The sequence below is a fragment of the Mycobacterium sp. OTB74 genome, from assembly GCF_029892685.1.
Lineage (GTDB): Bacteria > Actinomycetota > Actinomycetes > Mycobacteriales > Mycobacteriaceae > Mycobacterium.
Genome location: NZ_JARXVD010000028.1, coordinates 24,072 through 50,569 on the forward strand (window position 1 = coordinate 24,072; position 26,498 = coordinate 50,569).

Here is a 26,498-nt window from a genome sequence, read left to right on the forward strand (position 1 = left end):
CAACCAGGCGGTGGATAAGCAGATGTTAGCAACGGCAACGCCTTTCGTGCGGGGTTTGTAGAGAAGCCTACGCCGCTCGGACCTGCTGCACACCCGCCGTTCACCTGGAGTTTGGGCGGCCCGCGTCAGGCGGATTGATCGAATTGCAGTCGGTGCAGCTGGGCATAGACACCGTCGAGTTGCATCAGAGCTTCGTGCGAGCCGTCTTCCACGACAATGCCGTCCTTGACGACGATGATCTTGTCCGCGTCGCGCAGGGTGCTGAGGCGGTGGGCGATGGTGATGACCGTGCGGCCCTCCATGAGTCGCTCCATGGCCTCGATCACCAGATGCTCGGATTCGGCATCGAGTGCCGCTGTCGGCTCGTCGAGGATGAGGATCGGATTGTTGCGGATGAGCGCGCGAGCTATGCCGATGCGCTGACGCTGGCCGCCGGAGAGCGTCGAGCCCCGGTCGCCGACCAAGGTGCAGTAGCCGTCGGGCATGCGGTCGATGAATTCGTCCGCATTGGCCATTTTGGCGGCCAGGATGATCTCGTCCTCGCTGGCCTCAGGGCAACCGAATGCGATGTTGTCGCGGATGGTCCCGCGCAACAGCACCGTGTTCTGCAGCACGAAGCCGATCTGGGTGCGTAGTCCGTGCAGTGTGTAGTCGGTGGTATCGACGCCGTCGATGGTGATGCGGCCGCTGTCCAAGTTCCGGAACCGCGGGATGAGGCTGACCAGGGTGGATTTGCCGCTACCCGTAGGGCCCACGATGCCCACCATCTGACCGGGCTCGACGGAAAACGAAATATCTTGTAAGACTGGAACTTTCGGGTCATAACTGAAGGCGACGTGCTCGAAGGCTATCGCGCCCTTGAAGGGCGGCGGGTCTATCGGGGCGGGGCGCTCCGGGATCGTGACGTCAGCGTCGCACACCGCTGTCACCCGCTGAAAACCGACCGATACCTGCGCAATGGTGTTCGTCATCTGCGACAGCGTGCGCACCGGCTGGAAAAACCGTGCGAGATAAGCGAGAAACACGGTCAGTGCCCCAGCGGTCATGCCTCCGTGCAACACCAGAAGCGCGCCGCGCCACAGCACCAGCCCGGTGCAGATCGCGATGATCACGCTGACCACCGGCGAGAGCAGCGCCGACACCTTTCGGGTCCTGAGCCACGCCGTGACGGTGTCCCGGCTGACGGCCTGCACCTTCTGGTCGGTGTAGTCCTCGCGGGAGTAGGCCTGCACCACCTCTATCGACTGCAGGCCTTCCTGCAGCGTGGCCAGCAGATCGGACTGCCGAACACGCACCTCGGAGACAGCCGTCTTGATGGCTTTGTTCACGCGAACCAGGAAGATGATCAGCAACGGCGTCACGGCCAGTGCAATGAGAGCGAAATCCCACCGCAGCATAAGCATCACAACGGCCATCGCGACCAGGGTCAGCGAGTCGGTGAGCATGTTGAGCGTCGACGTCGAGGCGAAACTCTGGATGGTCTGAACGTCCGTGGTGAGGGTGCTCAGGATGGTGCCGACCCGGTTGGTGTCGTAGTAGGCAAGCGACAGTTCCTGCAGGTGGTGGTAGAGCCGGACGCGCAGATCGTTGCCGATGCACTGTCCCAGCCGTTCGGTGGTATAGCTGGCGACATAGAAGGCCGCCCCGCTGACCAACGCGATTACCACCGTCGCCACGCCCGCGGCCGCAGCGATGTGAGCCTTCTGGTGGCCGCCCATCATGGGTACCAGCCAGGCGATCCACTTCGGTGGCGGGTCCCCGGCGACGACGTTGTCCAGGACGACCTTGAGCGGCCACGGTATGGCCAGGCTCATTAGCATCGACACCAGCGTGGCCCCAAGAATGACCGCAATCAGCTGCCGATGGGCCTTCAACAATTCGCGAAGTAGCGGGGGCACGGCAGGTCGCTTCCTGTTAGCAGTGCGGTTAGGCGTACGTTAGCAGCGCCCACGGCCTTGGGCGGCCCTTGTTTGGACATTGTTCAATCGACATATTCCGAGGTTACGACCGATACTCGTCCAACAGCGCAAATGCCACGAGGGGAGGTTGTTTGGACATGTTCAAACCCTCGATCAACTGGGGCAATCAGCTCGTCGAGTCGACGTGGTGGGTCATCGAAGCCTGGGCGCTCAGCGCGGCATGCGCTATCGCGCTTACCATTCTATTGATCCGCTATGTCACGTGGGCGCGGAGGTTTTGGCGCGTAACCGGCGCGTATTTCACCGGCCGCGACAGTTGGCCGGTGTGGGGCATGCTGGCGGTGTTGTTGCTCTCGGTGATACTCGAGGTGCGGATCGCCGTGTTGCTCAGTTACTACAACAACGACCTGTTTTCGGCGTTGCAAGTCGCATTCCACGGTGCGGGCGCACGCAACGTCGCTGAACGTAATTCGGGTGTGCACGGCTTTTGGATGGCGATCGTCATCTTCTGCATCCTGGCCGCAATTCACATCGTGCGGATCGTCTTCGACACCTATTTGACCCAGCGATTCATCGTTCGCTGGCGCGTGTGGCTGACCCGTCGGCTGACCGGTGACTGGCTGACCGGCCAAGCCTATTACCGGAGCCGCTTTGTCGAGCCCACTGTGGACAACCCTGACCAGCGCATCCAGCAGGACATCGACATGTTCACCGCCGGCGTGGGTACCGGCCCCAACGTGCCGACGTACTACTCGCAGAGCATGCTGCTGTTCGGAGCCATCAACTCCGTGGTCTCGGTGGCCTCGTTCGCGGTGATCCTGTGGCGACTTTCGGGCACCCTGACCGTGTTCGGCATCGGCATCCCGAAGGCATTGTTCTGGATCGTCATTGCCTACGTGCTCGCCGCCTCTGTGATCGCATTCCGGATCGGCCATCCACTCATCCGGCTCAGCTTTCGTAATGAAAAGACGAACGCGGCATTTCGCTACGCATTGATCCGTTTGCGCGATTCCGCCGAGGCCGTCGGCTTCTATCGGGGCGAACGCGCCGAGCGAAAGGTGTTGGAGAACAGGTTTTCCGCCGTCATCTCGAACTATCGGCTCTACGTCCGCAAGACGCTGGGGCTGATCGGCTGGAATTACACGGTAACCGAGACAATCCTGCCGCTACCCTATGTGTTGCAGGCGCCCCGACTATTCGCCGGCACGATCAAGCTCGGCGACGTCACCCAATCTGCGGGTGCCTTCGGCAAGATCGAGTCGGGTTTGTCGTTCTTCCGCAACGCCTATAGCCAATTCGCCAGTTATGAGGCCGCGATCATTCGATTGGACGGGTTGCGCGAAGCCAACGAACGCGCCCGCCAGCTGCCCGTCCTAGAGGCTCAGCCAAGCTTGGACGGCGCGGTGGTTTTGACCGGTGTCGATGTGTCCACACCCGCCGGCGAGCCATTGGTCGACGCCCTCGATCTGCGGCTGGTGCCAGGGGAGTCCATGGCTGTCACCGGCGCGTCCGGTAGCGGTAAAACCACCCTGCTACGCAGCCTGGCCGGCTTGTGGCCCGCGGCGACCGGGCTGTGGAGTCGGCCTGCCGACGACGCCACGATGTTCGTCTCCCAGTTGCCGTACCTGCCGCTGGGCGATCTGCGAACGGTGGTGTCGTATCCGGCCGAGGCCGGTGAGATCACCGACGAGGCGTTGCAGGATGTGCTCACCCGGGTTTCCCTGCCGCATTTGCGCGATCGGCTCGACGAGGAGCGGGACTGGGCCAAAGTGCTGTCGCCGGGCGAGCAGCAGCGTGTCGCGTTCGCCCGTGTGCTCCTCACCAGGCCCAAGGCGGTATTTCTGGACGAAGCCACCTCCGCGCTCGACGAGGGGCTGGCCTTCGCACTGTATGACTTGCTGTACACCGAACTGCACGACGCCGTCGTGGTCAGCGTCAGCCACCACCGATCGCTGGTCGCCCAGCACAAGCATCAGCTGGAACTGCTCGGCGGCGGTGCCTGGCGGCTCGGCCCGGCGGAGCCCTAGCCGGGTTGTTGTGCGCTGTCAGTCAGCAAGAGCTGCAACGTATCTCGCAGTTCGGTCAGGCGCTGCTCGCCCAGAAGGCGGCGCCAGTCGGCCTCGATCTCAAGGGCGTTGGCGCGCATGACCGTGAGGGCTCGCCGGCCGCGGGGTGTCAGTTCGATCAGCAGGGTGCGGGCGTCGGCGCCGTCGCGATGTCGGGTCACGTAACCGTGTGGTTCGAGTGCCCGGATCGCCTGAGCCACGGCCTGCCGGGTGACGCCGAGGTGAGTGGCGAGCATCGATGCGTGCAGTGGGCCGAGGGCGAGCGGCACCAGCACCACGGCCTGCGCCGGACGGATGCCATCGAGACCGGCGTCGGCGAATGCCGCCCGCAGCCGGGGCGCAGTAAGACCCGCCACCATGTGCAACATGGCGGGAGTCGTCGGTTGCCAGCCGGTGCCAGGGGAGTCCGCCATCAGCCGAGTGTGCCATGTATCGAAATATTGACAAGTAACTTGTCAATCTTCCGACGTGGGTGCACGATGGGCGCATGACACGTGCTTCGCGCGGCCTGCTGATCACTTGTTTGACCGTTGTCTCGATGCTCGCGCTCGCGGGCTGCTTCGGTGGACGGCACGCCGCAGGGGCGCCGCCCACCGGCATCCCGGTGGGACAGTCCAGCCAGTCGCTGTCGGCCGGCGGCGTCGACCGGACTTTTGAGCTGTACCGTCCCGAAGGGCTCAGTGGCCCAGCGCCTTTGGTGGTCATGCTGCACGGCGGCTATGGAGACGGGGCACAGGCTGAACGTGCGTACAACTGGGATGCCGAAGCGGACGGCGGTCATTTCCTGGTCGCCTATCCGGACGGGATAGACCGAGCCTGGAACGCCGGAACCTGTTGCGGCATACCGAAAAACCGCAACGTCGACGACGTCGGGTTCATCACCTCGATGGTGGCAACCATCTCAGCGCAAATCCCGATCGACCCGGCACGCGTGTATGTCACCGGGATGTCCAACGGCGCCATGATGGCGCTGCGGCTGGGTTGCCAGAGCGACCTGTTCGCAGCTATTGCCCCGGTCGCCGGGACACTGCTGACGGACTGTTCGCATGCTGCGCCAACCTCTGTGCTGCAGATTCACGGCACCGCAGACGACCGCGTTCCATACGACGGCGGGCCGGGCAAGGCCAAGACCTTCGCCGGCGCACCGAACGTCGATGGCCCGTCGGTATCGGCGGTGAATGCAACCTGGCGAGGCATCAGCGGGTGCGGGGCGCCGGCGACGTCACGTGCCGGTGCGGTGACGACACAAACTGCGGACTGTCCCGGCGGGCGAACGGTCGAGCTGATCAGCGTTGCCGGTGCCGGCCATCAGTGGCCCGGCGGTGTACCGAGCCCGCTGGCGCAACGGGTGGGTGACATACCGCCGCCGTCGAACGCACTCAACGCCACCAACACCATCTGGCAGTTCTTCAGTGCGCACCACAAGTAGCCCTCAGGCGCGCTCTTGAGGTAGCACCGCCGAGGCGTACCAGTGGCACAGCAGCAGGGCCAATTCCACGTCAAGGCGGTCGTCTCCGAGCGGCCGTCCCCGCCTTTCCAGCGCGCGGCCGACGCGGTACTTGACCGTGTTGAAATGCACCACCAGCTCGTCGGCCGCCGCGGTATAGCTTCCGCCGTGCCGCAGGAACACCCGCAAAGTCTCCCGCAGGCGAGCATCGCCGGCCGTGGGCTCGGCTAGCGGACCCAGCGCTGCCTGAACGAATTCCCTTGCATCTTTTTGGTTTTCGCCTATCAGGGCGGCTGCCACCAGGCCGGGAGAGTCGGCTGCGATGACACCCCCGAGATTGGCGGTCACCGCGACGCCGTGGGCCCGAACGGCCTGCCGGTGGGAGCGCCGAAAGCCGTCGACCCCGGGCAGTGGTGTGCCCAGCGCGATGGCCGGGGCATCCGGGCGGGTTTCGGCGAACTGCCGGATTCGAGTGCCTGCGCCCGGTGCCGTGGCGCTCGACAGCGGCAACCAACCCCACCCGCTGCGTTGATCCGCCGCAACGAACAGCGGACTGCCCTGTGTCTCAACGAATTCGGCCAGCGCCCGCAGAAACTGCTCGAGCTTGGCCAAGGCGTCGTCTTGCGCGGTGTCTTGCCCGGTATCCGACGGCCACCACAACACCAGGGCCAGATGGTGTCGCCGCATCGGGTAGCGGATCGCGGCGGATATGGTGTCCTGGTCGGAATCGTTGCCGGACAGCACTTCCCGTATCCGCATTGTTCTGGTGCTGTTGCGGTTTGCCAGCCAACGGTCGCGCTCATCCTCGTAGACCGCAACCACCTGTTGGGAGATCCAGTCGATGTACCGGAACGTCACCGACGTAATCCGCTCCAGTACCGTCAGGCTGGTCTGCGGTGTCAGGTCGGCACTGTTGAGCTCCTCGGCGGCCATGTCGAGCACCAGTGCATGTCCGATCCGGTACGCTCGTACCAAAGCGTTCATCGGCACACCGCGTTGGGCCAGTCGGCGGGCGTACTCCAGTGCGGCGGTCGGCGGCTCGATGTTCTCCAGAGATATACCGTGGCGGAGAGTGCGGAAAATGGTGTCGATGTTTCCGGCCACGCTTGCACCGAGCAGATCGATGATCTCGGTATCGCCGCGGAGCTCTGAGATATCGCTGGCCAGGCGGTGCTGCACGGAGCGGGTCACCTCGGCCTGACGGGCGATGAGCCGCGTCATGACGATCGTGTTCGCCGTGTTGACCGACGGGTCCATGCACCGACTCTAGGGACACTATTTGTCCTCACGGGACAAAACGTCGGACAAAGTTGATGGGATCAACACGGAGTGTCGCACACCACATCACTTCTATCGTCGTGACATGAACCTCGCCGCCCTGCCCGATCGCCGCGCCGCCGTCGCACCGCACGCTCCCGCTCTCGCCGACGACCACGTCGACCTCGACAACACCGCATTCCTCTCCGCCGTCCAGCAGGCCGCGGGCGCGCTGCATCAGCGCGGCGTGCGCCCCGGCGACGTCGTCGCGCTCATGTTGCCCAACCGCGTGGCTTTCGTGGTCGCGCTGTTCGCGGCCTGGCGCCTCGGCGCTGTCGTCACACCGATCAGCCCGACCCTGGTTCCTGCCGAGGTCGCCTACCAAGTGACTGACGCGGGGGCTGTTGTGCTCGTCGTCGATCGAGACACCGAAACCGACATCCCAGTACTGCACGTCGACGACATGGGCGGCGAGCCACGGACCGCCGATCCGGTCGTCGGACGCGACGACGAGCTGGCACTGCTGATCTACACCAGCGGCACCACCGGCCGGCCCAAGGGCGTCATGCTCGACTACGGCAATTTGAATGCCATGTGCACCATGGTGATTGATAGTTTCGAGCTGGCCGAGGGCGACCACAGCCTGCTCATCCTGCCGCTGTTCCACGTCAACGGCATCGTGGTCAGCGTCTTGTCTCCGCTCATCGCTGGTGGGTGCACCACTATCGCCGGCCGGTTCAACCCGACGACCTTCTTCGAGCGGCTGGAAGCGTGCCGTGCCACCTATTTCTCGGCGGTGCCCACCATCTACACCATGCTTCTCGGGCTGCCGGCCGACGTGCGGCCGGATACCTCGGCAGTGCGCTTCGCCGTGTGCGGCGCCGCACCGGCCAGCGTCGAACTGCTGGAAGGATTCGAAAACCGTTACGGGATAGGCCTGATCGAAGGCTACGGCCTGTCCGAGGGCTCGTGCGCAAGCACCGGAAACCCGCTGCACGGGCCGCGCAAGGTCGGCACCGTCGGAACTCCGTTGCCGGGTCAGCAGATTCGCGTCGTCGATGTGACCGGGGTCGAGGTTCCGCAGGGTGAACTCGGTGAAGTTGTGATCAAGGGCCCCAACGTGATGCGCGGCTACCTCAATCGTCCCGAGGAAACCGCCAAGACCGTGGTCGACGGGTGGCTGCACACCGGCGACATCGGGCGCTTCGACGAGGACGGCTACCTGGTCTTGGTGGACCGGGCAAAGGACATGATCATCCGCGGCGGTGAGAACATCTACCCCAAGGAGATCGAGACTGTCGTCTACCAATTGCCCGGCGTCGCCGAGGCGGCCGTGGTGGGCCGGGCCAGCGGACTCTACGGCGAGGAGCCGGTGTTGTTCGTCTCATCTCATCCCGGAGCTGTCCTGGACACCCAGAACATCGCCGGTCATCTGAAGGCGTCGCTGTCGAAATACAAGCTACCCGTTGATATCACGTTGCTGGCAGAGCTGCCTAAGAACGCCGTCGGCAAGATCGACAAACCGTCCCTACGCAAAACGCTCACAGTCACCGAACCGCGAAACTAACCTGACACCAACCAAGGAGCCCATCATGGGATTCATCACCCCGACCCTGCCTGAGGTCGATCTCGAGGAGTTTCTCCGGATGCCGCTGATGGAGCGCATTCGGGTAATGACGGTAAAGTGGGCCGACCACGGTCTGGGAGTACCCCGCATGGTCCATGTCCTCTACATCGTCAAGTTGTTGTTCTTCTACGCTCTCGGTGGTGTCGTGATAGCCACGGCGACTTCGCATTTGCCGGCGTTCTGGCATGTGTCGGAGTGGTGGAACCAGCCGATCGTGTATCAGAAGGCGATCTTGTGGACCATCCTGCTCGAGCTGCTCGGCCTGGCTGGATCGTGGGGCCCGCTGGCCGGCAAGACCAAGCCGATGACGGGTGGTTACCGATTCTGGGCCAAGCCCAACACGATTCGGCTGCGGCCGTGGAAGGCGGTGCCGTTCACCAATGGTGACCGGCGCACCTGGTTTGACATCATCGTCTACCTGGCGCTGATGGTCAGCGTGGTGGTGGCCATGGTGATGCCCGGAGTACACAGTGATTCACTGTCAGCGGTATGGCCACAGAACACTTCCGGACTGGTGAACCCCGTCCTGCTGATCGCACCGATGGTGCTGCTGGTGCTGATCGGATTGCGGGACAAGACGATCTTCCTGGCGGCTCGCGGCGAACAGTACCTGCCCGCATTGTTGTTCTTCGCCACGCTGCCGTTCGTCGACATGATCATCGCCGGCAAGCTCTTGATCGGCACCGTGTGGATCTGGGCCGGTATATCCAAATTCGGCCCGCACTTCACCAACGTCATCCCGCCCATGGTGAGCAACAGCCCGACCATCCCGTTCAAGTGGATCAAGCGCGCACACTACCGCAACTACCCCCAGGACCTGCGTCCGTCGCATCTGGCTACCTTCATGGCGCACGGCCCCGGAAGCTTCGTGGAAATCGTTGCCCCGCTTGCACTTCTGCTCTCGCCGTGGCCATGGCTGACCTTCGGTGCCGCGGCCGTCATGGTCTCCTTCCACCTGTTCATCATCTCGACGTTCCCGATGGCTGTTCCGGTGGAGTGGAACGTGCTGTTCGCCTATATCACGATCTTTCTGTTCATTGGCTTCCCGAACTGGGACGGCTACGCCATCTGGTACATGTCCTCACCGTGGCTCACAGTTGCCCTGCTGGTCGGGCTGTGCTTCTTCCCGGTGCTGGGTAATCTGCGGCCAGACCTGGTGTCCTTCCTGCCGGCCATGCGCCAGTACGCCGGCAACTGGGCCTCGGCGGTGTGGACCTTTGCTCCCGGAGCCGAGCAGAAACTCGACCGGGTGACCCGGTCGGCGCCCAACTCGGTCGACCAGTACATCAACTTCGGCTGGGACCCAGTGGTCGCCGAGGCGTTCACTCAGCAGGTGACAGCCTGGCGGGCGCTGCACAGCCAGGGCCGCGGACTCTACTCGGTGTTGCTGAAATCCCTGCCCGACATTGACATTCGCACTGTGCGCGAGGGCGAGATGTCCTGCAACACCATCATCGGATTCAACTTCGGTGACGGCCACTTGCACAACGAGGACCTGATCGCCGCAATCCAGACCGAAGCACAGTTCGAGCCAGGTGAATTCGTGATCGCCTGGGTAGAGTCGCAACCGATCCACAAGAAGACCCAGGAGTACAAGGTGATCGATGCCGCACTCGGTGTCATCGAACGTGGCACCTGGAACGTGGCCGACTTGGTCAACGAGCAGCCCTGGTTGCCCAACGGCCCGATCCCGCTCGACGTCACCTGGCAGCGAGTCCCCGCGTGAGTACCGCTGTCGTGGTCGGCGCCGGGCCCAACGGGCTCGCCGCTGCCATCACATTGGCCGACAAGGGAATTGACGTCACAGTGCTGGAGGCTACCGATCGGATAGGCGGCGGCGTGCGGTCCAGCGAGAGCATCATGCCGGGCCTGGTATTCGACCACTGCGCGGCCATCCACGTCATGCCCGCCGGCTCGAAATTCCTCAACAGCCTTGACCTGGATCGCTATGGACTGCACTGGCGCTGGCCCGAGATCGACTGTGCCCACCCGCTTGACGACGGCGGTGCCGGGGTGCTGTACCGCTCCGTCGAGACCACCGCGGCCGGCCTCGGCTCGGACGGGTCCAGATGGGAGATGCTGTTCGGCGGACCGTCACGGCGGTTCGACACGCTGTCTGACGACATCATGGGGCCGCTACTGAGGGTGCCACAGCATCCGTTGGGCCTGGCCAGGTTCGGGGCGCCGACGGTGTTGCCGGCCTCAGTCACCGCCCGGGCTTTCCGCACCCCGCAGGCCCGCGCCCTGTTCGGCGGCGTTGCCGCGCATACCTTCCAGCCGCTGCACCGCCCGCTTACGTCGGCGATCGGGCTGGGCATCATCACGGCTGGCCATGCCAACGGCTGGCCGGTGGCTGCGGGGGGATCGCAGTCGATCACCAACGCGCTCGAAGCAGCGCTCACCGATCTCGGCGGCAAGATCGAGACGGGAGTGCGCATCACCTCCGCTTCCCAATTGCCACCCGCTGACATCACCATCTTCGATCTGTCGCCCACCGCCATCGCCGGAATTCTCGGGGACCGCCTGCCCAATCGGGTGGCCCGCGCATTTCGTCGATTCCGTTATGGCCCAGGTGCTTTCAAAGTCGACTTCGCGGTGGACGGTGGTGTGCCGTGGACGAATGAGGCAGCGCGCCGCGCCGGTACTGTTCACCTGGTCGGTGACTTCGCTGAGCTGGCCGCCACCGAACGCGATATCCACGCGGGCCGCATGCCCGAGCGTCCGTTCGTGCTGGCGTTCCAGCAGTACCTGGCCGACCCGCAGCGTTCCGTCGGCAACATCCATCCGGTCTACGTCTACGCGCATGTGCCCAACGGTTACACCGGCGACGCCACCGAGGCGATCATCACCCAGATCGAACGGTTCGCCCCGGGGTTCCGGGACCGTATCGTCGGTCAGTCGGCGCGTTCCACCACGGAAATGCCGGTCTACAACGCCAATTACGTCGGCGGTGATATCAACACCGGGGCCAAGGACATCCGGCAGCTGGTGTTCGGTCCGCGAACTACCTTGTCGCCGTACACCATCGGCGTGCCGGGGATGTACATCTGCTCGGCAGCCACCCCGCCCGGTCCGGGGGCGCACGGAATGTGCGGCGCGAATGCCGCGGTGCAGGCTCTGGCGCGCCTCTGAGGAGCAAGATGGTCTCATGAGTACACCAGCGAATAGCGAAGTGGATCGCGCATGAGTACCCATCTGACCCTCGACCAGATCAAGCAGGCTCCCAAGGCGCTGCTGCACGACCATCTAGATGGCGGCCTGCGCCCGGCCACGGTGGTGGAGTTGGCAGATCAGACCGGGTACGCCGATCTCCCCACTACCGATATCGATGAGCTCGCCAGATGGTTCCGCACGCAGGCACACAGCGGCTCACTGGTGCGTTACCTGGAGCCGTTCGCGCACACCGTCGGGGTGATGCAGACCCCGGAAGCGCTGCACCGCGTCGCCTATGAGGCCGTCGAGGATCTGGCCGCGGACAACGTGGTCTATGCCGAGGTCAGGTTCGCGCCGGAACTGCACATCGCCGAGGGACTAAGCCTTGACGAGGTGGTCGAAGCGGTGTTGGCCGGGTTCGCAGACGGGGAGAAGGCCGTAGGTGCGCACGGTCGCGGCCACGGCCCCATCACGGTGCGGTGCCTGGTGACGGCCATGCGCCATGCGGCCCGTTCCCGGGAGATCGCCGAGTTGGCAATCAGGTTCCGGGACCAGGGTGTGGTCGGGTTCGATATCGCCGGGGCCGAGGCCGGCTACCCACCTACCCGTCACCTCGACGCGTTCGAGTACATGCGAAACAACAACGCCCGCTTCACCATTCATGCCGGCGAGGCTTTCGGGCTACCGTCCATCCACGAGGCCATCGCGTTCTGTGGCGCCGACCGGTTGGGTCACGGCGTGCGGATCGTCGACGACATCGAAACCGATGCGAGTGGCGCCACTCATTTGGGTCGGGTGGCAAACATTGTGCGGGACAAGCGGATTCCGCTCGAGATGTGCCCCAGCAGCAATGTGCAGACCGGGGCCGCACCCAGTATCGCCGAGCATCCGTTCGACCGGCTGGCTCGGCTACGGTTCCGGGTCACCGTCAATACCGACAACCGGCTGATGAGCGACACCACCATGACGCAGGAGATGGCATTGCTGGTCGAGCAGTTCGGCTATGGCTGGACCGACCTGCAGCGATTCACCATCAACGCGATTAAGTCGGCCTTCATCCCGTTCGATGAGCGACTCGCGATCATCGACGAGGTGATCAAGCCCCGCTACGCGGTACTGGTGGGGTAGACCTCAGTCGGTTCGTCGTCGCTCAGGCGCTCCGAAGCTCCTCCCGTCGCTTCGCTCGCCCCTGTGGGCGCGGCAGTTGCCGGGGCGGTCTGCTGCTGGAATGCCTTGGGCACGAACTTCTGCGTGGTGTAGTTACCACGCGGATACACCACCTGTGGCCACCAGAACCAGCGGCCGAGCAGCACCGCGATCGATGGCATCAGCAGCGAGCGCACGATCAACGTGTCGATCAGCAGACCGATGGCGATCGTCGAGCCCATCTGGGCCAACACCCGCAGGCTGGAGCCCATCATGGCGGCCATGGTGAAGGCGAACACCATGCCGGCGGCGGTCACCACGCCACCGGAACCGGCCATCGCGCGCAGGTAGCCGGTCTTGAGCCCGTCGTGGATTTCTTCCTTGAAGCGGGAGACCAGCAGCAGGTTGTAGTCCGAGCCGACGGCCAACAGGATGATGACCGACATCAGCATGACCAGCCAGTGGATTCGGATACCGAGTAGGTTCTGCCAGATCATCACCGACATACCGAACGACGCGGCGATCGAGCTGCTCGCGGTCCCGACGATGACCAACGCGGCCACCAGCGATCGGGTCAGGATCAGCATGATCATGAAGATCAGCGTCAGCGCCGAGATGACCGCGATCATCAGGTCGTACCTGGCGCCGTCGGCCATGTCGCGGTAGGTCGCTGCGGTGCCGCCCAGGTACACCTTGGCGCTGGACAGCGACGTCTGCTTGAGGCCCTCTTGCGCAGCGCTGCGCTCGGCACTTACCCGGCCGATGCCCTCCGGCGTCATCGGATCGCCCTCGTGGGTGATGAAGAACCTCGCTGACTTTCCGTCCGGGGAAAGGAACATCTTGAGGCCGCGTTCGAACTCGGGGTTCTGAAACGCCTCCGGCGGCAGGTAGAACAGGTCGCCGTTCTTGGCCGTGTCGAAGCTCTGGCCCATCACGATGGCGGTGTCGTTCATCGCCTTGTTCTGGTTCTGCAGCGCCGACATGGTGGCGTAAGTCGAGAGCATCATCTCGCGGGTGGTGCGCATGACGTGGATCGTCGGCGGCAGCACCGCCGTCATCTGCGGCATCAGATAGTCAAGCCGTGCGATGTCGCGATTGAGGTTCTCGGCGTCATCGCCAAGGAAGTCGACGCTGTCGATGGTGTCGAACACGCCGCGCATGGAGGCGCACACCGGGATGTCGTAGCAGTGCGGTTCCCAGTACAGGTAGTTGCGGATCGGCCGGAAGAAGTCGTCGAAATTGCCGATCGACTGCCGCATGTCGTTGATGTCACCGACCATTTTCTGGGTGTCCAGGCTGGTCTGGTGCGTGGTGGCATTCACCTGGACCATCACGTCGTACATCCGCTGCATGTCGTCGGCCATGATCTGCATGTCGTCGGCCATCTTGCGCATGTTGCCCATGGTGATCATCTGGAACGGGTACTGCTGCATCTGGGTCTGGCCGCTCATCGCGCTCTGGAACGGGATCGAGCTGTGCTGGATCGGGATGCCCAGCGGCCGGGTGATGTCCTGGACCATAGCGATGCCCGGGGTGTTCAGGATGTTGCGGGCGACGCGGTCGAGCACCAGCATGTCTGCGGGGTTACGCATGTCGTGTTCTGCGTCGACCATCAGGATGTCCGGGTTCATGCGGGCCTGGGAGAAATGCCGGTCAGATGCGGCGTAGCCCTGGTTGGCCGGAGCATCGGCGGGCAGGTAGAACCGATCGTTGTAGTACGGCTTGTAGCCGGGCACAGCGATCACGCCAACCAGCACCAGGAAGGCGCTGCCCACCAGGATGGGGGCCGGCCAGCGCACCACCGCGGTGCCGACCTTGCGCCAGAACTTGCCCGGCGGGCGCTTGGACTCGTACCGGCCGATCTTGCTCCCCAGGAACAGTACTGCCGGCTGCAGCGTCACTGCCGCGATAACCACCACCAGCATGCCGATGGCCACCGGCAGACCCATGGTGGAGAAGTACGGCAGCCGGGCGAAGCTGAGGCAGTACACGGCACCGGCGATGGTCAGGCCGGAACCGATCACGACCGGAGTCACCGAGTGGTAGGTGGTGTAGTACGCCTGCTCGCGGTCGTCGCCGGCCAGTCGGGCCTCTTTGTAGCGACCGAAAAGGAAGATGCCGTAGTCGGTGGCCGCGGCGATGCCCAGCATGGTCAGGATGTTGGACGCGAACGTGGTCAGGCCGAACAGGTCCATGTTGCCGAACCAGGCCACCACGCCACGCGCAGCACCCAGACCGATGAAGGTAAGGAACAGCTGGACCAGCGTGGTGAAGATCGAGCGGTAGACGATCAACAGCATGATCGCGATAGCGCCCAGGGTGAAGATGGTGATGGTCATCAGGCTGGCGTTGCCGATGACGTGCATGTCATCGGTCAGTGCCGCCGGGCCGGTCACATAGGCCTTCACCCCGGCCGGCGCATGTACGTGGGCCACCACTTCACGGACGGCCTCCACCGAGTGGTTGGCGGTGGTGGTGCCCTGGTCACCGGTGAGGTACACCATGACGTAGGCGGCCTTGGCGTCGGCGCTCTGAGCGCCGGCTGCGGTCAGCGGATCACCCCAGAAGTCCTGGACGTGCTGGATGTGCTCGGGCTGCTTGAGCAGCTCGCGGATGATCTCGTCGTAGTACTGGTGGGCGGGGTCGCTCAGCTTGTCCTGGCCCTCGATGACGATCATCACCGTGCTGTTCGAGTTGAACTCGTGGAAGTTGTGGCCCATCAACTTCATGGCGATCATCGACGGCGCGTCCAACGGCGCCATCGGGGCCGAGTGCGCCTCGCCGACCTCTTCCAGTGACGGCACCAGCGTGCTGATCGCGACGGTGAAGATGAGCCAGAACAGGATGATCGGCACCGACAGGATGCGGATCATGTGGGGGATGAACGGTCGCTTGATGTTGCCGTGGCTGTCGTACTTGATCGGTCGGGGGCCGCCGTGGCTCATGCGCGATCCGCCTTCGCTACTCGCTGGGGGCTCATGCGCGATCCGCCTTCGCTACTCGCTGGGGGCTCATGCGCGATCCGCCTTCGCTACTCGCTGGGGGCTCATGCGCGGTTCCGCCTTCGCTACTCGCTGGGGGCTCATGCGCGGGTCCGCCTTCGCTACTCGCTGGGGGCTCATGCGCGGGTCCGCCTTCGCTACTCGCTGGGGGCTCATGCGCGGTTCCGCCTTTCCCGCTCGCAGCGCGCTCACGCGGACTTCACCAGACAAAAGGTCTGCGGCTTCATGCCCTGAGTTTCCTTCTGATCACGCACCGTCCCGTCGACGGTGATCTTGCAACCGATCTCGCTGCCGTCGGGGCTCTGCACAACGATGTTGCCCATCACCGAGGGCAGGGTGGTTTTGATCGTGACCGACCACGGCAGGGTGACATCGAGGTTGTGCAGGTCGGCGTTGTCATCGATGTAGCCGACCTTCGCGGTGGCGCCCGGAGTGCCATACACGTCGTACACCAGGTACTTCGGATGGAACTGGACGATCTCGATGCCGGCCCCGGCGTTGGCGTTGAGGTCCTCGGAGGCGAACATCTTGTGCAGTCGCGACACCGCCAGGCCTGACACCGACAGCACGGCGATCAGGATGAGTGGTATCCAGACCTTCTTCAGCGCGCGACCTATTGGCAACCGCATCTGACCACCCTCCGCTCAATCCACCGACTGAATCCTGGCGATCCAATGTGCAACGGGCGCTTACGTTCCGTTTCCACACCGAAACCACGCGGCGCCGGACAATGTTCTGCCCACCGCCGAATAAGGATTCTTTGGGGGATTCTTACGCATTGCTAAGCAAATGAGCAATGTGGGTCCCCTGAACGTCCTCGACGGTCGACGAAGCCAGCCGGTGACCTGGGGTTATTCGGGGCGCAAGCGCGATTCGACGAAGCGCTCCAGTGCGTCCCACTGCTCGGCGGCCTTGGCGTACGGCTTGGGCGGTGCGCCGACGGTCTCCGGCTCCAGCACATGGCCGACGAACCGGCCCAACGGCTGCGCGGTGTTCAGCGACTTCTCGGCGGTGCCGTCCTCGGCGTATTCGCAAACGTCCCGGGCGAATTCGACGGCCAGGTCCAGTTGTTCGCGGTCCACTGCGTCCGGACCGTCGGTGATGTCGTCGGACAGGCCGTTGAGCACGTAGACGTTGTCCTCGGTGACCCGGATCTGCAGCGAGCCGTCGGTCGCGGCGGTGCGGATGTCGGAGTAGGCCTCGAAGTTCGACAGATCGCTTTCGTGTTCGTCGGCCAGATACCGGGCCAGGCTGCGTTCCGAGCTGAACACGCTGATGCGGCCGTTGCGGCCGAGGAACCGCGGCTTGTCGTTGTAGTAGCAGCGCAGCGTGTAGTGGGTGCCGCCCCTGCTCATGATGCGGATCGGGTCGATGCCGACGTGCTCCCAGAAGTCGTCGTCGCTGCCGAGCAATTGCCGCTCAGCTTGCGCGGTGAGCACCTGTTCTTCGTGGTCGGTGTCCACGATGCCCTCGATGACATCATCGTCGCCGTTGTCGGCTTCGTCCTCGATGGTCTCGGCTTCGTCCTCTTCGGGCTCGGGGGCCGGCTCGTCGAGTTCCTTCTGAGCTTTCTCGACGGAGGTCTTGTCGACCTCCGGGGTGCTCACCAGCTCATCGATGGCGTCCAGCACCTTGTCCCAGTTGCGGTCGATCGCGGCCTCGATATCGGCCCAGCGCTTGCGGCCGGCGCGGCCCTTGTAGGACTCCAGGCCGCCGCCGAGGGTGGCCAGTACCGGATTGCCGTTGAACAGCTTGGATACCGGCGCCAGTTCGCATACCGAACCTATGGCTCCGACTACCTGGAGGGTCCGGCGCAGCGCCGTCACCGAGTCCTCGGTCGGCTTCTCGGAGACCAGTTCGGGCACGCCGACCAAGTCGTGCACGTGCTCCTCGCTGGGGTCCAGACGGTGGGCGTTGGCCTCGCCGAGTGCCTGCCATTTCGGATGGTCGGTCAGGTCGTTATCGGTGTTGGTACGCACGAATGCAGCCAGGTCAGCCACCGATTCGAAGCCGTAGAGGTCGTCGTCCTTGCCCAGGAACGCTTCCCATTCGTCGCCACCGTCGCGCCACAACGGCGCCCACAGGGTGTAGAGATCGCCGTTGGTGAGCCCGAGCCGTACCGGCACGATGTCAGAAGCCATGCGGCACAGCCTAACGACGTGCGCCCAGTGGCTCTTCAGGCGCACTGTCCGTGCTGTCGGTGCAGGTCGTTCCGCAGGTTCTGGAGGACCTCGTCGACGTTCGGAGTTCTCGATGAGTTGGATAACTCGGCGGCTGCCCGGCTCAGGACGGCCAGAGCGGATCTGGCTCGGGCGATGTTGTCCTCGTACGGGTCAGGCGGTGGGGCGGAAGAAGCCATGGAAACCCTGGTTCAGATTGGTGGTTCGGACGGGCGACAGCTGTACTGGATCGCCGGCTTCGATCATCAGTCCATTGCCGACGATCATGGCGACGTGGCCGTCCCACACGGCCAGATCACCGGGGCGCAGCGAAGCGCGGTCGACGGCAGCACCGACATCCTGTTCCTGTGCGAGGCGCGGCAGGTCCAGGCCGGCTGCGTGGTAGGCCCACTGGGTCAAGCCGCTGCAGTCCAGACCGACACCTGGCGACGTGCCGCCCCACACGTAGGGCACGCCGAGCTGGGTGAGGGCGTGGCGTACCGCATCGGCCGCGACCTTGTTGGGTGCGGCGGCGGTACTGCCGTCGGGCAAGGTGACGGATTCACCGGCACCGAACCGGCCGGGGTCTTGCTGTCTGTGGTTCTTGAGCGCGGTCTGGACAGCATGGGCTGCGGGCGAGGCCAGGGCACCGAGGCCGCTCAGACCGGCGGCCGAGTCAGTACCCCTGCCTGTTGAGCCACTCATCCCAGCGGAGCCCAATCCGCTGGTGTCCCAGCCTGATCCGCCGCTGGTCGATCCCGCGGGTGTCCAGTCGCCGCCGGGCCAGCTTGTCGGATGAGCCGCCGGTGCAGTCGTGGCGGCGGTGACTGCTTGCGCGCGGCCGGCCAATTCGGTGCGCAAATGCTCGACGACGGCAATGGCCTCGTCCAGCGCACGACGAGCCTCATCGACCAATTCGGCGGCATCCTGCGGGGCCTGCATGCCCGATTCCAGGGCGGCCGCACGGATTTCGAACGTCTGCAGGATGCTCTGCAGTCGTTCGCGTGCGCGGGCCACCGCTGCGTCGGCCTGCTCTGTGTGGGCGGCAAGGTCACCGGCTGTGGCAGCGAGCGCACCGATAGCCGCGGCGATCGTGTCGGCGAATTGGTCTGCGCTGTCTGCGGCGGTGCCGGTCCAGTCGGCCTGCGCGCGTTTCCAAGTGCCCTCTGCGTTTTCCGCGATGCCGCTGATGCCGGTTTGGGCGGCCTGTAGCGCCGCGGCCGGTCCGGGGCCGGAGAATCCGGGGCCTACCAGTGCCTGCACCTCGCGGATCGGGGCAGCTAAAGACTCCGTCAATGATCCGGTCACAGCCACGCGTCCAGCCGGTCGCCTGCGCGGGCGTCGGTGTCTGCGTAGCCCGCCGCTGTGGTATTGGCGGCGCCGGCTGCCGTGTGCAACCGGATGCCGAGTTCCCTTGCCGCGCATGCGTGATGCCGCACGGCGCTGGCGAGTGCTTCGATGAACCCCTCACCGGCGGGGCCGAATGACTGTGCCGGCAGCGGGATGGCGGCAAGCGCCGCCGCATGCTCGGACAGTTCGGTGCCGTGGCCTCGATAGCCGGCTGCCAGGGCGCGCAGCGCCGGGAGGTGCACAACGACGTTTTGGGTCATGTGGTTAGGACGCCCGCTGGGACGGTTCGGTTCCATTAATGTTTCGACCTATGGACGTCCGGGTCGTCGATCATCCACTGGCCGCCGCGCGGCTCACCACGTTGCGTGATGAGCGCACCGACAACACCGGATTCCGAGCGGCGCTGCGAGACCTCACTTTGATGCTGGTTTACGAGGCCACCCGTGGTTTGACGTCCGAGTCCCGGGCGGTCCAGACACCGGTGGCCGCCACCACGGGGTCCCGATTGGCCAGTCCGCCGCTGCTGGTGCCGGTGTTGCGGGCCGGGCTGGGCATGGTCGAGCAGGCGCACGCGTTGATCCCCGAGGCTCAGGTCGGCTTCGTTGGGGTGGCTCGAGATGAAACGACGCACCAGCCCACGCCGTATCTGGAGTCGCTGCCCGCCGATCTATCTGGCCGCCCGGTCATGGTGCTCGACCCGATGCTGGCCACCGGGGGTTCGATGGCACACACCCTGCAGCTGCTGCTGGATCGGGGTGCCGACGACATCACTGCGGTGTGCGTGGTGTGTGCACCCGAAGGGATTGCCTTGCTGGAGAAGGTGGTTCCGAACCTCAAGCTGTATGCCGCGACCATTGACGACGGTCTGAACTCCGACGCCTATATCGTGCCGGGGTTGGGGGACGCGGGGGATCGGCAGTTCGGGCCGCGCTGAGTTATGCCTGTTCGAATGCCGGATTGGCGCACCCGCTCAAGTTGGCGGTGAGATCAGCAGATTCGACATAGCGGTCTTGACTTCTTGAAGCTCCGAGTCCGCTGATGCCCGGGCTCCGGTCAGATCGTCGGTCGGTGGGCGGCTGATCTCGATGTAGCACTTGATCTTTGGTTCGGTGCCCGACGGCCGCACCGCAACCCGCACGCCGTCACCGGTGAAGATGAGAGCGTCGGTGCGCTGCTGACCGTGGCGCTGGTACAGGACGTCCATCTTGATCGAAATTCTGGCGATATGAGTTGGCGGTGTGGTTCGAATGCGGGCCATCACCGCGTCGGCGTCGGTGTACACGGCGATCGCGTCGGTCAGGTGGACGCCGTACCGGGTGGCGAGATGGTCGAGTCTGTCCTGAACTGTCAGGCCCATGTTGCGCAGGGTGGCAACCAGATCGCAGACCACCACGGCGGTACTGATGCCGTCCTTGTCCCGCACCGCTGCTGGGTCGACGCAGTGGCCGATCGCTTCCTCGTACGCGTATCGCAGGGTGGCTCCGGATGTTTGGCTGTCGGCTCGGGCCAGCCACTTGAACCCGGTGAGAGTCTCGACATGGTGCGCTCCGTAGTGCGCCGCGATCTTGGCCAGCAGTTGCGATGACACCATGGAGCTGGCCACTACGGTGTTGGCTGCGGCTTCGGGCTCAAGTGCTGCCAGGAGGTAATCGCCCAGCAGCCAACCAGTTTCATTGCCCGACAGCATGCGCCAGCCATTTGACGTCGGGATTCCCACGGCACAGCGGTCAGCGTCGGGGTCCAGCGCAATGGCGATCTCGGAGTTGGTTTGTGTGGCCAGGGCAAGCAACAAATCGGCGGCGCCGGGCTCTTCGGGGTTCGGGAAGGCCACGGTGGGAAAGTCCGGGTCGGGGTCGAATTGTGCTGCGACAGGATGGATGTCGGTGATGCCGGCCAGGTTGAGCACCTTGACTGCCAGCGCTCCGCCGACACCGTGCATCGCGGTGAGCGCCACTCGTATACCGCCTTGTGTGGTGCGCAGCGATGCGGCTCGGCTCGCGTACTGCTCGACGAGTGCCTCATCGGTGGGTGCTACCGGTTGGCGGGCAATGTCTGTCGGGGCTTGCCGCATTGCCGTCTCGATGTCGAGGTCGGTGGGCGGCACGATCTGGATGCCGCCGTCGAAGTACACCTTGTAGCCGTTGTCGGCCGGTGGGTTGTGTGACGCGGTGATCTGCACGCCGGCTACGGCATTGAGGTGTCGTGTTGCATAGGCCAGTACTGGCGTTGGGGCGGCATAAGGGAGCAGGGTGACCGAAAATCCCTGGGCAGCAAATATTTCCGCCGTTGCGATGGCGAATTCGTCCGAGTGGTGCCGGGCGTCCCGGCCGACCACGACGGTCGAACCACCCAAGCCACGGTCCTTGAGAACCTTGGCTACCGCCCAGGTGGCCTGGGAGACGGTGGTGACGTTCATGGCGTCGAGACCCTCACGCATCGGGCCGCGTAGGCCGGCGGTACCGAAGGTCAACGGTGTCGCGGTCATATGGGCATTGTTTCAAGTGCCGCGCGGATTGGGTGAGGTACGGACAGAGTCATGCTCGCTGGCAACCCGCACAATCGCTTTCGGACACCGTCGTGACCGCGATCCGCCGCTGCCGCATCTGTACCTGCAAGCGGTTCAGTATCCGCGGATCAGCCAGCGGGAGATCCTGTACCTGCCCGGCGGCATCGCGGACGATCTGTACCTTGTCCGAGCAATTCCACAGTGCCAGCGAACATCCGGAGTTGTACGCAGACTGGTACCGCACCCCGAAGATCGCCCGTCCGGCAGGCTTGTCTTCGAAGACAGCCCGGGCCCACTGCTGGGTCAACGCACGCGGCTCGTGCCCGACGGCCAGCGACGGTAACGCTCCAATCGCCATTGCAGCGCCCGGTGCGGTCAGATCGAACAACGACACCGTCCGCGTCGGAGCCACGATGGTCACCCGATAGTTCGGACAGATCGCCGCAACCCTCGCCTCGCCGAACACCTCGCACGCGGACGTCGCCAAGTCTTCACCGACGTAAAGGATTTCGCGTCCGGATTCGTCGACGCACGGGGGATCGGCAGGGTGGTGATGGTCCAGTCGTGAGAGCGGCCCGAACGATCGGAACGTGACGCCATCGGGAGTGTGGGCACTGCGGTGATACACCCGACACCAGTGCCATTCAGCGGACCGGGGCGGTTGCCAGCTCCAGCGGAAACGAGCTGTCGGCAGAGGTCGAACCGGTGGCTGAAGCGCCCTTACCATGCGGTGGCAGTCAGAGCCCGAGCAAGATTGATCACCGGTGCGCTACCGTGCATCATCATCTCTTGCAGCGGAGTGCGCCCTTCGAAATCGGGCTGCGCACGCATCATCCAGTGCGACAGGCTCACCGCCCCACCGGGAAACGCAGCCTGCAGAGCGTCAAGATCCGGCAATACGCCAGCCGGGTGGTCGGGGTCGAATTGCCATGGCGGCAAACGCCATTCGCGCCCCAACTTCATGCCGACCAGCTTATGAGCCGCCAGCTTGGAAGTGATGCTCTGTGCCGTGACGCCGAGCAGTTCAGCCGCTTCGTCCCGACTGATGCTGCGCTCGGCCAATTGCCGGCGCTGGGCGAACTGATCGCTCAGGTCGTCGAAGACCGCCTGCGATACCGCAACCGGATCCGGTGTCGGACCCCAGAAGTTCTCATCCAGACCGTCGTCAGGATCAGCGACTACCGCCGCTTCGAGCCGTTTGGCTTCCGCATCGTCGGCGTAGTTGACGACCTTGGCTACTGCGGTCCGTAACCGACGTCTACCGACTTCATCGATTGGTGGGTGCACCGAAGGCTCGTCATTGAGGACCGCGTTCAACGACACAACCGCGTAACCGGCCGTGTGCAGAGCCTGTTCCAATTTGACGCGCGCAGGGGCGCTCAAGGGCAGGTCAGCGGGCAGTCGGCTGGCCTGCTCATCGGCTACCGATGTTTCCAGAACAAACAGTTCAGTCACGTGAATCAGCTCCTATATGCAGGATACGCAAGATAACCAACCTAAGCCACCTGGCGGCCCAACTCGGTCTGGTCCGTTCAACGGACCGGATTCTTGTCTCCCCGACCGCCTTGTAGTGCCATTGACCTCGATGGCTTCCCCGGGAGCGCTGCTGGGACCGACTGCGGTCACCGCACGCACTCGGGTCGGCGGCACTCCGTAAGAGAAGGGATGTGAACATGTTCAACGCAACCACTCGGCCAGTTGGCACACACGGCGCAACTGCTGGGGCTGCTGCGCCACAGCCGGCGGCCAACAGCAATCTCAAAGTCGTCCCCGCGCCGGTTGTTTCGGACATTCTGCAGACCTTCACTCTCGACGATCTCGCTCAATACACTTGGGAGGGTGTATTCGGGCCGACTGCCAGCGCCGATTTTCGCGTGTTCTACGTGGGCCGCGACGATGTACATGGCGTGCTCATGCACTTGTTCACCCGGGCGCGGCTGAGCGTGAAAATGAACATGTTCGGTTACGACGACGACCAGCTCAATCAAGTCCTGTTCGGTCTGGTCAAGGATCCGACCGTCATGGTGCAGGTCACCCTCGACAAGTCTCAGTCCTCCGGAGCCCACGAAAAACAGATTCTGGCCTCCGATGAAGCCAACGACCCGGCCACGTACGCGGCCGACTTCGCGGTCGGTCAGTCGGACACCCACCAGATCAGCCACACCAAAGGCGGTGTGCTCGATGGCATCGTCGCCTTTGAAGGCTCGACCAACTGGTCGTCCTCCGGCGAAGGCACGGGTATCGTTTTGGGCGGCGCAAAACAGAACCCGGGGTTCAAGGCGCAGAACAACACGTTGTCGGTGTACGTAAATCCCTACGAGATAGCGAAATTCTCCGCTCGACTGGATTACGAACACGGCGTCGCAGTTCATCAGAGTCGGGCGGCAGTACCGAAGTCGTAGCCGTAATAACCAGGGCTGCAGCATATTACGAGGAGTTTTGGCGATGGATGAAAAGGCGGCAATCCAGTTCGGCCAGCTCGTAGTCCAAACCTACGGCGTGTCACCCAGCGATGTAACGAATTCGGCGGGCAAGGTGCTGACCGTCGGTGGCACGAAGTACACCGTGGTTACGACTATCTACGCCAACGATCTTGCGACAGACATGAACCCGACCCGAGGTGAGGACACGGTCTCTATCGGACTGGTCTGCCAAGCGAGCGGAGCGGGCGATGTCGTGATCGCCATTCGGGGTACCGAAGGAATCCTGGAGTGGATTCACGACGCCGAGTTCCTCACGGTTCCGTGTCCATTCCTTGTGGGTGCCGGCAACACGGAGGACGGCTTCACCCAGATGTACAGCTCGCTGCGCACTGGTGTAGAACCAAACTCGCCCACCGTGGTCAAATCCATTGGTAGTCTTGCGTTCCCAAAGCCGGTCACCTCTGTGACGGTTTGTGGGCACAGCTTGGGCGGCGCCCTGGCGACCCTACTCGCTCTCGACCTGGCGGCCAATTCCACGTTCAAGCAGCCAGCGATCTACACCTACGCCAGCCCTCGCACCGGAGATCCGTTGTTTGCAAGCACTTTCAATCAGGTGGTCAAGAACTCGTACCGGATCGAAAATCGCCTCGATATCGTCACGAAATTGCCGCCCGCAAGTATGTACCAGCACGTGCTCCAGTCATACGAGCTCAGCCCCGTGCGGCTTCTACCACTGCCCCCGGAGATCCTGGTCGAATTCACGCCGAGTTGTGAACATGCGATCGCCACGTACCTGTACTTGCTGTCGCTGCGATCGGGCGGTCCCGAGATTCCTCTCGATGCCGGGTGTCAGCCCACTGCGGCGACCTGGGGCCCGCTCGCTGCTGCAGCGGCATCTACCTAGTACCCGCAATAGTGGACGTCAGCCCTGGCGCTAGTGATCGGAGACCAAGATGAATGCTCCCTCGCCGGACAGTGCCGGGCCACCGTCGCAGATCTACATCATTCGCCACGGCGAAAAGCCGGCCGATCCGCCGACGCCGACTGCCACGCCAGCCCCTCCCTTTGGCGTCGATATCGACGGCAACCAGAGCATCCATTCCCTGTTACCTCGTGGATGGCAACGCTCCGGCGCGCTGGCGGTGCTGTTCGCGCCCGCCACTGGGCCACTGCAGGCCGGCTTGCGTACACCGACGACCCTGCTCGCACCCGACTATGGAAAATCGGTGAAAACTCAGGAACACCGGACCTACGAGACCATCCAGGGTCTCAGCGCTCGGCTGGGGCTGTCGATCGACTCTCCGTTCGCCGAGGGCGACGAGGCGGCGCTCGCCAGTGCCGTCGTCGTCGACTATTCCGGTGTGGTGCTCATCTGTTGGGAGCACCGGCACATACCCGACATCGCGACCGCGCTACCGACGGTGTCCGGCACCCAGATCCCCGCCGCCTGGGCGGGCGATCGATTCGATGTCATCTGGTCCTTCACGCTCCAACCGGGAGCGGCATCAGCCGAATACGCGTTCTCCCAAATCCCGCAACAGCTGCTCGCGGGCGACACCGACACGACTATTTAGCCTCGGGCCGGTAATCACACTGCCCCTACAGCCGCGCCAACACCTCGGCCAGCAGCGAGCCCATCCGCGCAGCCGACTGCCGTCCGGCTTCCAGGACCTCAGCGTGGCTCAGCGGCTCACCCGTCATCCCGGCGGCAAGGTTGGTCACCAGCGAGACGCCAAGCACCTCGGCACCGGCAGTTCGGGCCGCGATCGTCTCGTGCACCGTCGACATACCGACCAGGTCGGCGCCGAGGGTGCGCAGCATCCGGATTTCAGCCGGGGTCTCGTAATGCGGGCCGGGTAGCCCCGCGTACACGCCTTCAGTCAACGATGGGTCCACCTCGCGGGCCAGCGCCCGAAGCCGGGGAGAGTAGGCGTCCACCAAGTCGACGAACTCCGCCCCGACCAGCGGCGATCGCGCTGTCAGGTTCAGGTGGTCGCTGATCAGGACAGGTTGCCCGACCGCATACTCGGCGCGCAGTCCGCCGGCAGCATTCGTCAGCACCACCGTCCGCGCCCCGGCGGCCGCCGCGGTACGGACCGGGTGGACGACATGGCGCAGGTCATGGCCCTCGTAGGCGTGGATGCGGCCCAGCAGCACCAGCACGTTACGGTCGCCGACCTGCACCGTCAGCACCTGTCCGCCGTGGCCGGACGCGGTCGGTGGGGTGAAGCCGGGAATCTCGGCCATGGGGATGGTGTGAGTCGGCTCGCCCAGGGCGGCGGCGGCCGGCGCCCAGCCTGAACCCAGCACGACGGCCACATCGAAGCCCGCGATGCCGGTGCGAGCACGGATCATTGCTGCCGCATCAGCAGCGACGCTGGCCACTGAATCAGGGCTGGCCTGACGGTCGGTCACTCCGCCCACCTTAGTTGCCAGGGAGCGC

General features: G+C 64.2%; 22 protein-coding genes. 10 read left to right on the forward strand and 12 right to left on the reverse strand.

Annotated elements, in window-relative coordinates; all coding sequences use genetic code 11:
- Nucleotides 1–125: 125 nt before the first annotated feature.
- Nucleotides 126–1,898 carry an ABC transporter ATP-binding protein gene (locus M2432_RS25965; RefSeq protein WP_280829724.1) on the reverse strand — a complete coding sequence of 591 codons (1,773 nt, stop codon included), beginning with the start codon at nt 1,896–1,898 and terminating at the stop codon, nt 126–128.
- A 158-nt stretch (nt 1,899–2,056) separates the two neighbouring features.
- On the opposite strand from M2432_RS25965, the gene M2432_RS25970 reads away from it, so the two are divergent.
- Nucleotides 2,057–3,946 carry an ABC transporter ATP-binding protein/permease gene (locus tag M2432_RS25970; RefSeq protein ID WP_280829725.1) on the forward strand — a complete coding sequence of 630 codons (1,890 nt, stop codon included), beginning with the start codon at nt 2,057–2,059 and terminating at the stop codon, nt 3,944–3,946.
- Here M2432_RS25970 and M2432_RS25975 read toward each other — a convergent pair.
- Entirely contained in the window at nt 3,943–4,398 is a 456-nt protein-coding gene (locus M2432_RS25975; protein WP_280829726.1) for a MarR family winged helix-turn-helix transcriptional regulator, read from the reverse strand. The genes M2432_RS25970 and M2432_RS25975 overlap by 4 nt on opposite strands.
- A 74-nt stretch (nt 4,399–4,472) precedes the next feature.
- Between M2432_RS25975 and M2432_RS25980 the strand changes: the two genes are divergently transcribed.
- Nucleotides 4,473–5,414, forward strand: a complete 942-nt coding sequence (locus M2432_RS25980) for a PHB depolymerase family esterase (protein WP_280829727.1) — start codon at nt 4,473–4,475, stop codon at nt 5,412–5,414.
- 3 nt (nt 5,415–5,417) lie between these two features.
- Here M2432_RS25980 and M2432_RS25985 read toward each other — a convergent pair whose 3' ends face one another.
- Entirely contained in the window at nt 5,418–6,689 is a 1,272-nt protein-coding gene (locus tag M2432_RS25985; protein WP_280829728.1) for a helix-turn-helix domain-containing protein, read from the reverse strand.
- A 106-nt stretch (nt 6,690–6,795) separates the two neighbouring features.
- Between M2432_RS25985 and M2432_RS25990 the strand changes: the two genes are divergently transcribed.
- From M2432_RS25990 to M2432_RS26005, 4 genes are read left to right on the forward strand one after another with little or no spacing between them, the layout of a single operon-like run.
- The gene (locus tag M2432_RS25990) at nt 6,796–8,256 is read left to right on the forward strand and encodes an AMP-binding protein (protein WP_280829729.1); all 1,461 of its coding nucleotides are present in this window, start codon (nt 6,796–6,798) and stop codon (nt 8,254–8,256) included.
- A gap of 25 nt (nt 8,257–8,281) precedes the next feature.
- The gene (locus tag M2432_RS25995) at nt 8,282–10,042 is read left to right on the forward strand and encodes a DUF3556 domain-containing protein (protein WP_280829730.1); all 1,761 of its coding nucleotides are present in this window, start codon (nt 8,282–8,284) and stop codon (nt 10,040–10,042) included.
- On the forward strand, nt 10,039–11,448 hold the full coding sequence (locus M2432_RS26000; RefSeq protein WP_280829731.1) for an NAD(P)/FAD-dependent oxidoreductase: 1,410 nt from the start codon (nt 10,039–10,041) through the stop codon (nt 11,446–11,448). Before M2432_RS25995 ends, M2432_RS26000 begins: the two co-directional genes overlap by 4 nt.
- 51 nt (nt 11,449–11,499) lie before the next feature.
- Entirely contained in the window at nt 11,500–12,597 is a 1,098-nt protein-coding gene (locus M2432_RS26005; protein ID WP_280829732.1) for an adenosine deaminase, read from the forward strand.
- Here M2432_RS26005 and M2432_RS26010 read toward each other — a convergent pair.
- The 5 genes from M2432_RS26010 to M2432_RS26030 all read right to left on the reverse strand — a co-directional run bounded on the left by M2432_RS26010 (nt 12,576) and on the right by M2432_RS26030 (nt 19,386).
- A complete protein-coding gene (locus M2432_RS26010) occupies nt 12,576–15,560 on the reverse strand; it encodes an MMPL family transporter (protein WP_280829733.1) in 2,985 nt (994 codons plus the stop codon). The genes M2432_RS26005 and M2432_RS26010 overlap by 22 nt on opposite strands.
- Nucleotides 15,561–15,805: 245 nt before the next feature.
- Entirely contained in the window at nt 15,806–16,246 is a 441-nt protein-coding gene (locus tag M2432_RS26015) for an MmpS family transport accessory protein (protein ID WP_280829734.1), read from the reverse strand.
- 222 nt (nt 16,247–16,468) lie between these two features.
- The gene (locus tag M2432_RS26020; protein ID WP_280829735.1) at nt 16,469–17,758 is read right to left on the reverse strand and encodes a primosomal protein; all 1,290 of its coding nucleotides are present in this window, start codon (nt 17,756–17,758) and stop codon (nt 16,469–16,471) included.
- A 192-nt stretch (nt 17,759–17,950) separates the two neighbouring features.
- Nucleotides 17,951–19,084: a C40 family peptidase gene (locus tag M2432_RS26025; RefSeq protein ID WP_280829736.1), complete on the reverse strand. Its 1,134-nt coding sequence runs from the start codon at nt 19,082–19,084 to the stop codon at nt 17,951–17,953.
- Complete coding sequence (locus M2432_RS26030) at nt 19,081–19,386, reverse strand: type VII secretion target (protein ID WP_280829737.1); 306 nt, start codon at nt 19,384–19,386, stop codon at nt 19,081–19,083. Before M2432_RS26030 ends, M2432_RS26025 begins: the two co-directional genes overlap by 4 nt.
- 50 nt (nt 19,387–19,436) lie before the next feature.
- Here M2432_RS26030 and upp point away from each other — a divergent pair, with 50 nt between their 5' ends.
- The gene (gene upp, locus M2432_RS26035; protein WP_280829738.1) at nt 19,437–20,060 is read left to right on the forward strand and encodes a uracil phosphoribosyltransferase; all 624 of its coding nucleotides are present in this window, start codon (nt 19,437–19,439) and stop codon (nt 20,058–20,060) included.
- Between the two features lie 36 nt (nt 20,061–20,096).
- Here upp and M2432_RS26040 read toward each other — a convergent pair whose 3' ends face one another.
- The 3 genes from M2432_RS26040 to M2432_RS26050 form a co-directional block, all read right to left on the reverse strand.
- Entirely contained in the window at nt 20,097–21,611 is a 1,515-nt protein-coding gene (locus tag M2432_RS26040) for a phospho-sugar mutase (RefSeq protein WP_280829739.1), read from the reverse strand.
- A 49-nt stretch (nt 21,612–21,660) separates the two neighbouring features.
- The gene (locus tag M2432_RS26045) at nt 21,661–22,260 is read right to left on the reverse strand and encodes an RES family NAD+ phosphorylase (RefSeq protein ID WP_280829740.1); all 600 of its coding nucleotides are present in this window, start codon (nt 22,258–22,260) and stop codon (nt 21,661–21,663) included.
- A gap of 92 nt (nt 22,261–22,352) precedes the next feature.
- A complete protein-coding gene (locus M2432_RS26050; RefSeq protein WP_280829741.1) occupies nt 22,353–23,087 on the reverse strand; it encodes a helix-turn-helix domain-containing protein in 735 nt (244 codons plus the stop codon).
- Between the two features lie 218 nt (nt 23,088–23,305).
- Between M2432_RS26050 and M2432_RS26055 the strand changes: the two genes are divergently transcribed.
- The 3 genes from M2432_RS26055 to M2432_RS26065 are packed head-to-tail and all read left to right on the forward strand — an operon-like array spanning nt 23,306 to nt 25,629.
- Nucleotides 23,306–24,034 (forward strand): hypothetical protein, encoded by a 729-nt coding sequence (locus M2432_RS26055; RefSeq protein WP_280829742.1) that lies wholly within the window; start codon nt 23,306–23,308, stop codon nt 24,032–24,034.
- A gap of 43 nt (nt 24,035–24,077) precedes the next feature.
- The gene (locus M2432_RS26060; RefSeq protein ID WP_280829743.1) at nt 24,078–24,959 is read left to right on the forward strand and encodes a hypothetical protein; all 882 of its coding nucleotides are present in this window, start codon (nt 24,078–24,080) and stop codon (nt 24,957–24,959) included.
- Between the two features lie 49 nt (nt 24,960–25,008).
- Nucleotides 25,009–25,629, forward strand: a complete 621-nt coding sequence (locus tag M2432_RS26065) for a hypothetical protein (RefSeq protein ID WP_280829744.1) — start codon at nt 25,009–25,011, stop codon at nt 25,627–25,629.
- A 25-nt stretch (nt 25,630–25,654) separates the two neighbouring features.
- On the opposite strand, the gene M2432_RS26070 is transcribed toward M2432_RS26065, so the two are convergent.
- A complete protein-coding gene (locus M2432_RS26070; protein WP_280829759.1) occupies nt 25,655–26,479 on the reverse strand; it encodes a purine-nucleoside phosphorylase in 825 nt (274 codons plus the stop codon).
- Nucleotides 26,480–26,498 lie beyond the last annotated feature (19 nt).

Coding starts and splice junctions, on each gene's coding strand:
- M2432_RS25970 (WP_280829725.1), top strand. CDS start 2,057: ATGTTCAAACCCTCGATCAACTGGGGCAATCAGCTCGTCGAGTCGACG.
- M2432_RS25975 (WP_280829726.1), bottom strand. CDS start 4,398: ATGGCGGACTCCCCTGGCACCGGCTGGCAACCGACGACTCCCGCCATG.
- M2432_RS25980 (WP_280829727.1), top strand. CDS start 4,473: ATGACACGTGCTTCGCGCGGCCTGCTGATCACTTGTTTGACCGTTGTC.
- M2432_RS25985 (WP_280829728.1), bottom strand. CDS start 6,689: ATGGACCCGTCGGTCAACACGGCGAACACGATCGTCATGACGCGGCTC.
- M2432_RS25990 (WP_280829729.1), top strand. CDS start 6,796: ATGAACCTCGCCGCCCTGCCCGATCGCCGCGCCGCCGTCGCACCGCAC.
- M2432_RS25995 (WP_280829730.1), top strand. CDS start 8,282: ATGGGATTCATCACCCCGACCCTGCCTGAGGTCGATCTCGAGGAGTTT.
- M2432_RS26005 (WP_280829732.1), top strand. CDS start 11,500: ATGAGTACCCATCTGACCCTCGACCAGATCAAGCAGGCTCCCAAGGCG.
- M2432_RS26010 (WP_280829733.1), bottom strand. CDS start 15,560: ATGAGCCACGGCGGCCCCCGACCGATCAAGTACGACAGCCACGGCAAC.
- M2432_RS26015 (WP_280829734.1), bottom strand. CDS start 16,246: ATGCGGTTGCCAATAGGTCGCGCGCTGAAGAAGGTCTGGATACCACTC.
- M2432_RS26020 (WP_280829735.1), bottom strand. CDS start 17,758: ATGGCTTCTGACATCGTGCCGGTACGGCTCGGGCTCACCAACGGCGAT.
- M2432_RS26030 (WP_280829737.1), bottom strand. CDS start 19,386: ATGACCCAAAACGTCGTTGTGCACCTCCCGGCGCTGCGCGCCCTGGCA.
- upp (WP_280829738.1), top strand. CDS start 19,437: ATGGACGTCCGGGTCGTCGATCATCCACTGGCCGCCGCGCGGCTCACC.
- M2432_RS26040 (WP_280829739.1), bottom strand. CDS start 21,611: ATGACCGCGACACCGTTGACCTTCGGTACCGCCGGCCTACGCGGCCCG.
- M2432_RS26055 (WP_280829742.1), top strand. CDS start 23,306: ATGTTCAACGCAACCACTCGGCCAGTTGGCACACACGGCGCAACTGCT.
- M2432_RS26060 (WP_280829743.1), top strand. CDS start 24,078: ATGGATGAAAAGGCGGCAATCCAGTTCGGCCAGCTCGTAGTCCAAACC.
- M2432_RS26065 (WP_280829744.1), top strand. CDS start 25,009: ATGAATGCTCCCTCGCCGGACAGTGCCGGGCCACCGTCGCAGATCTAC.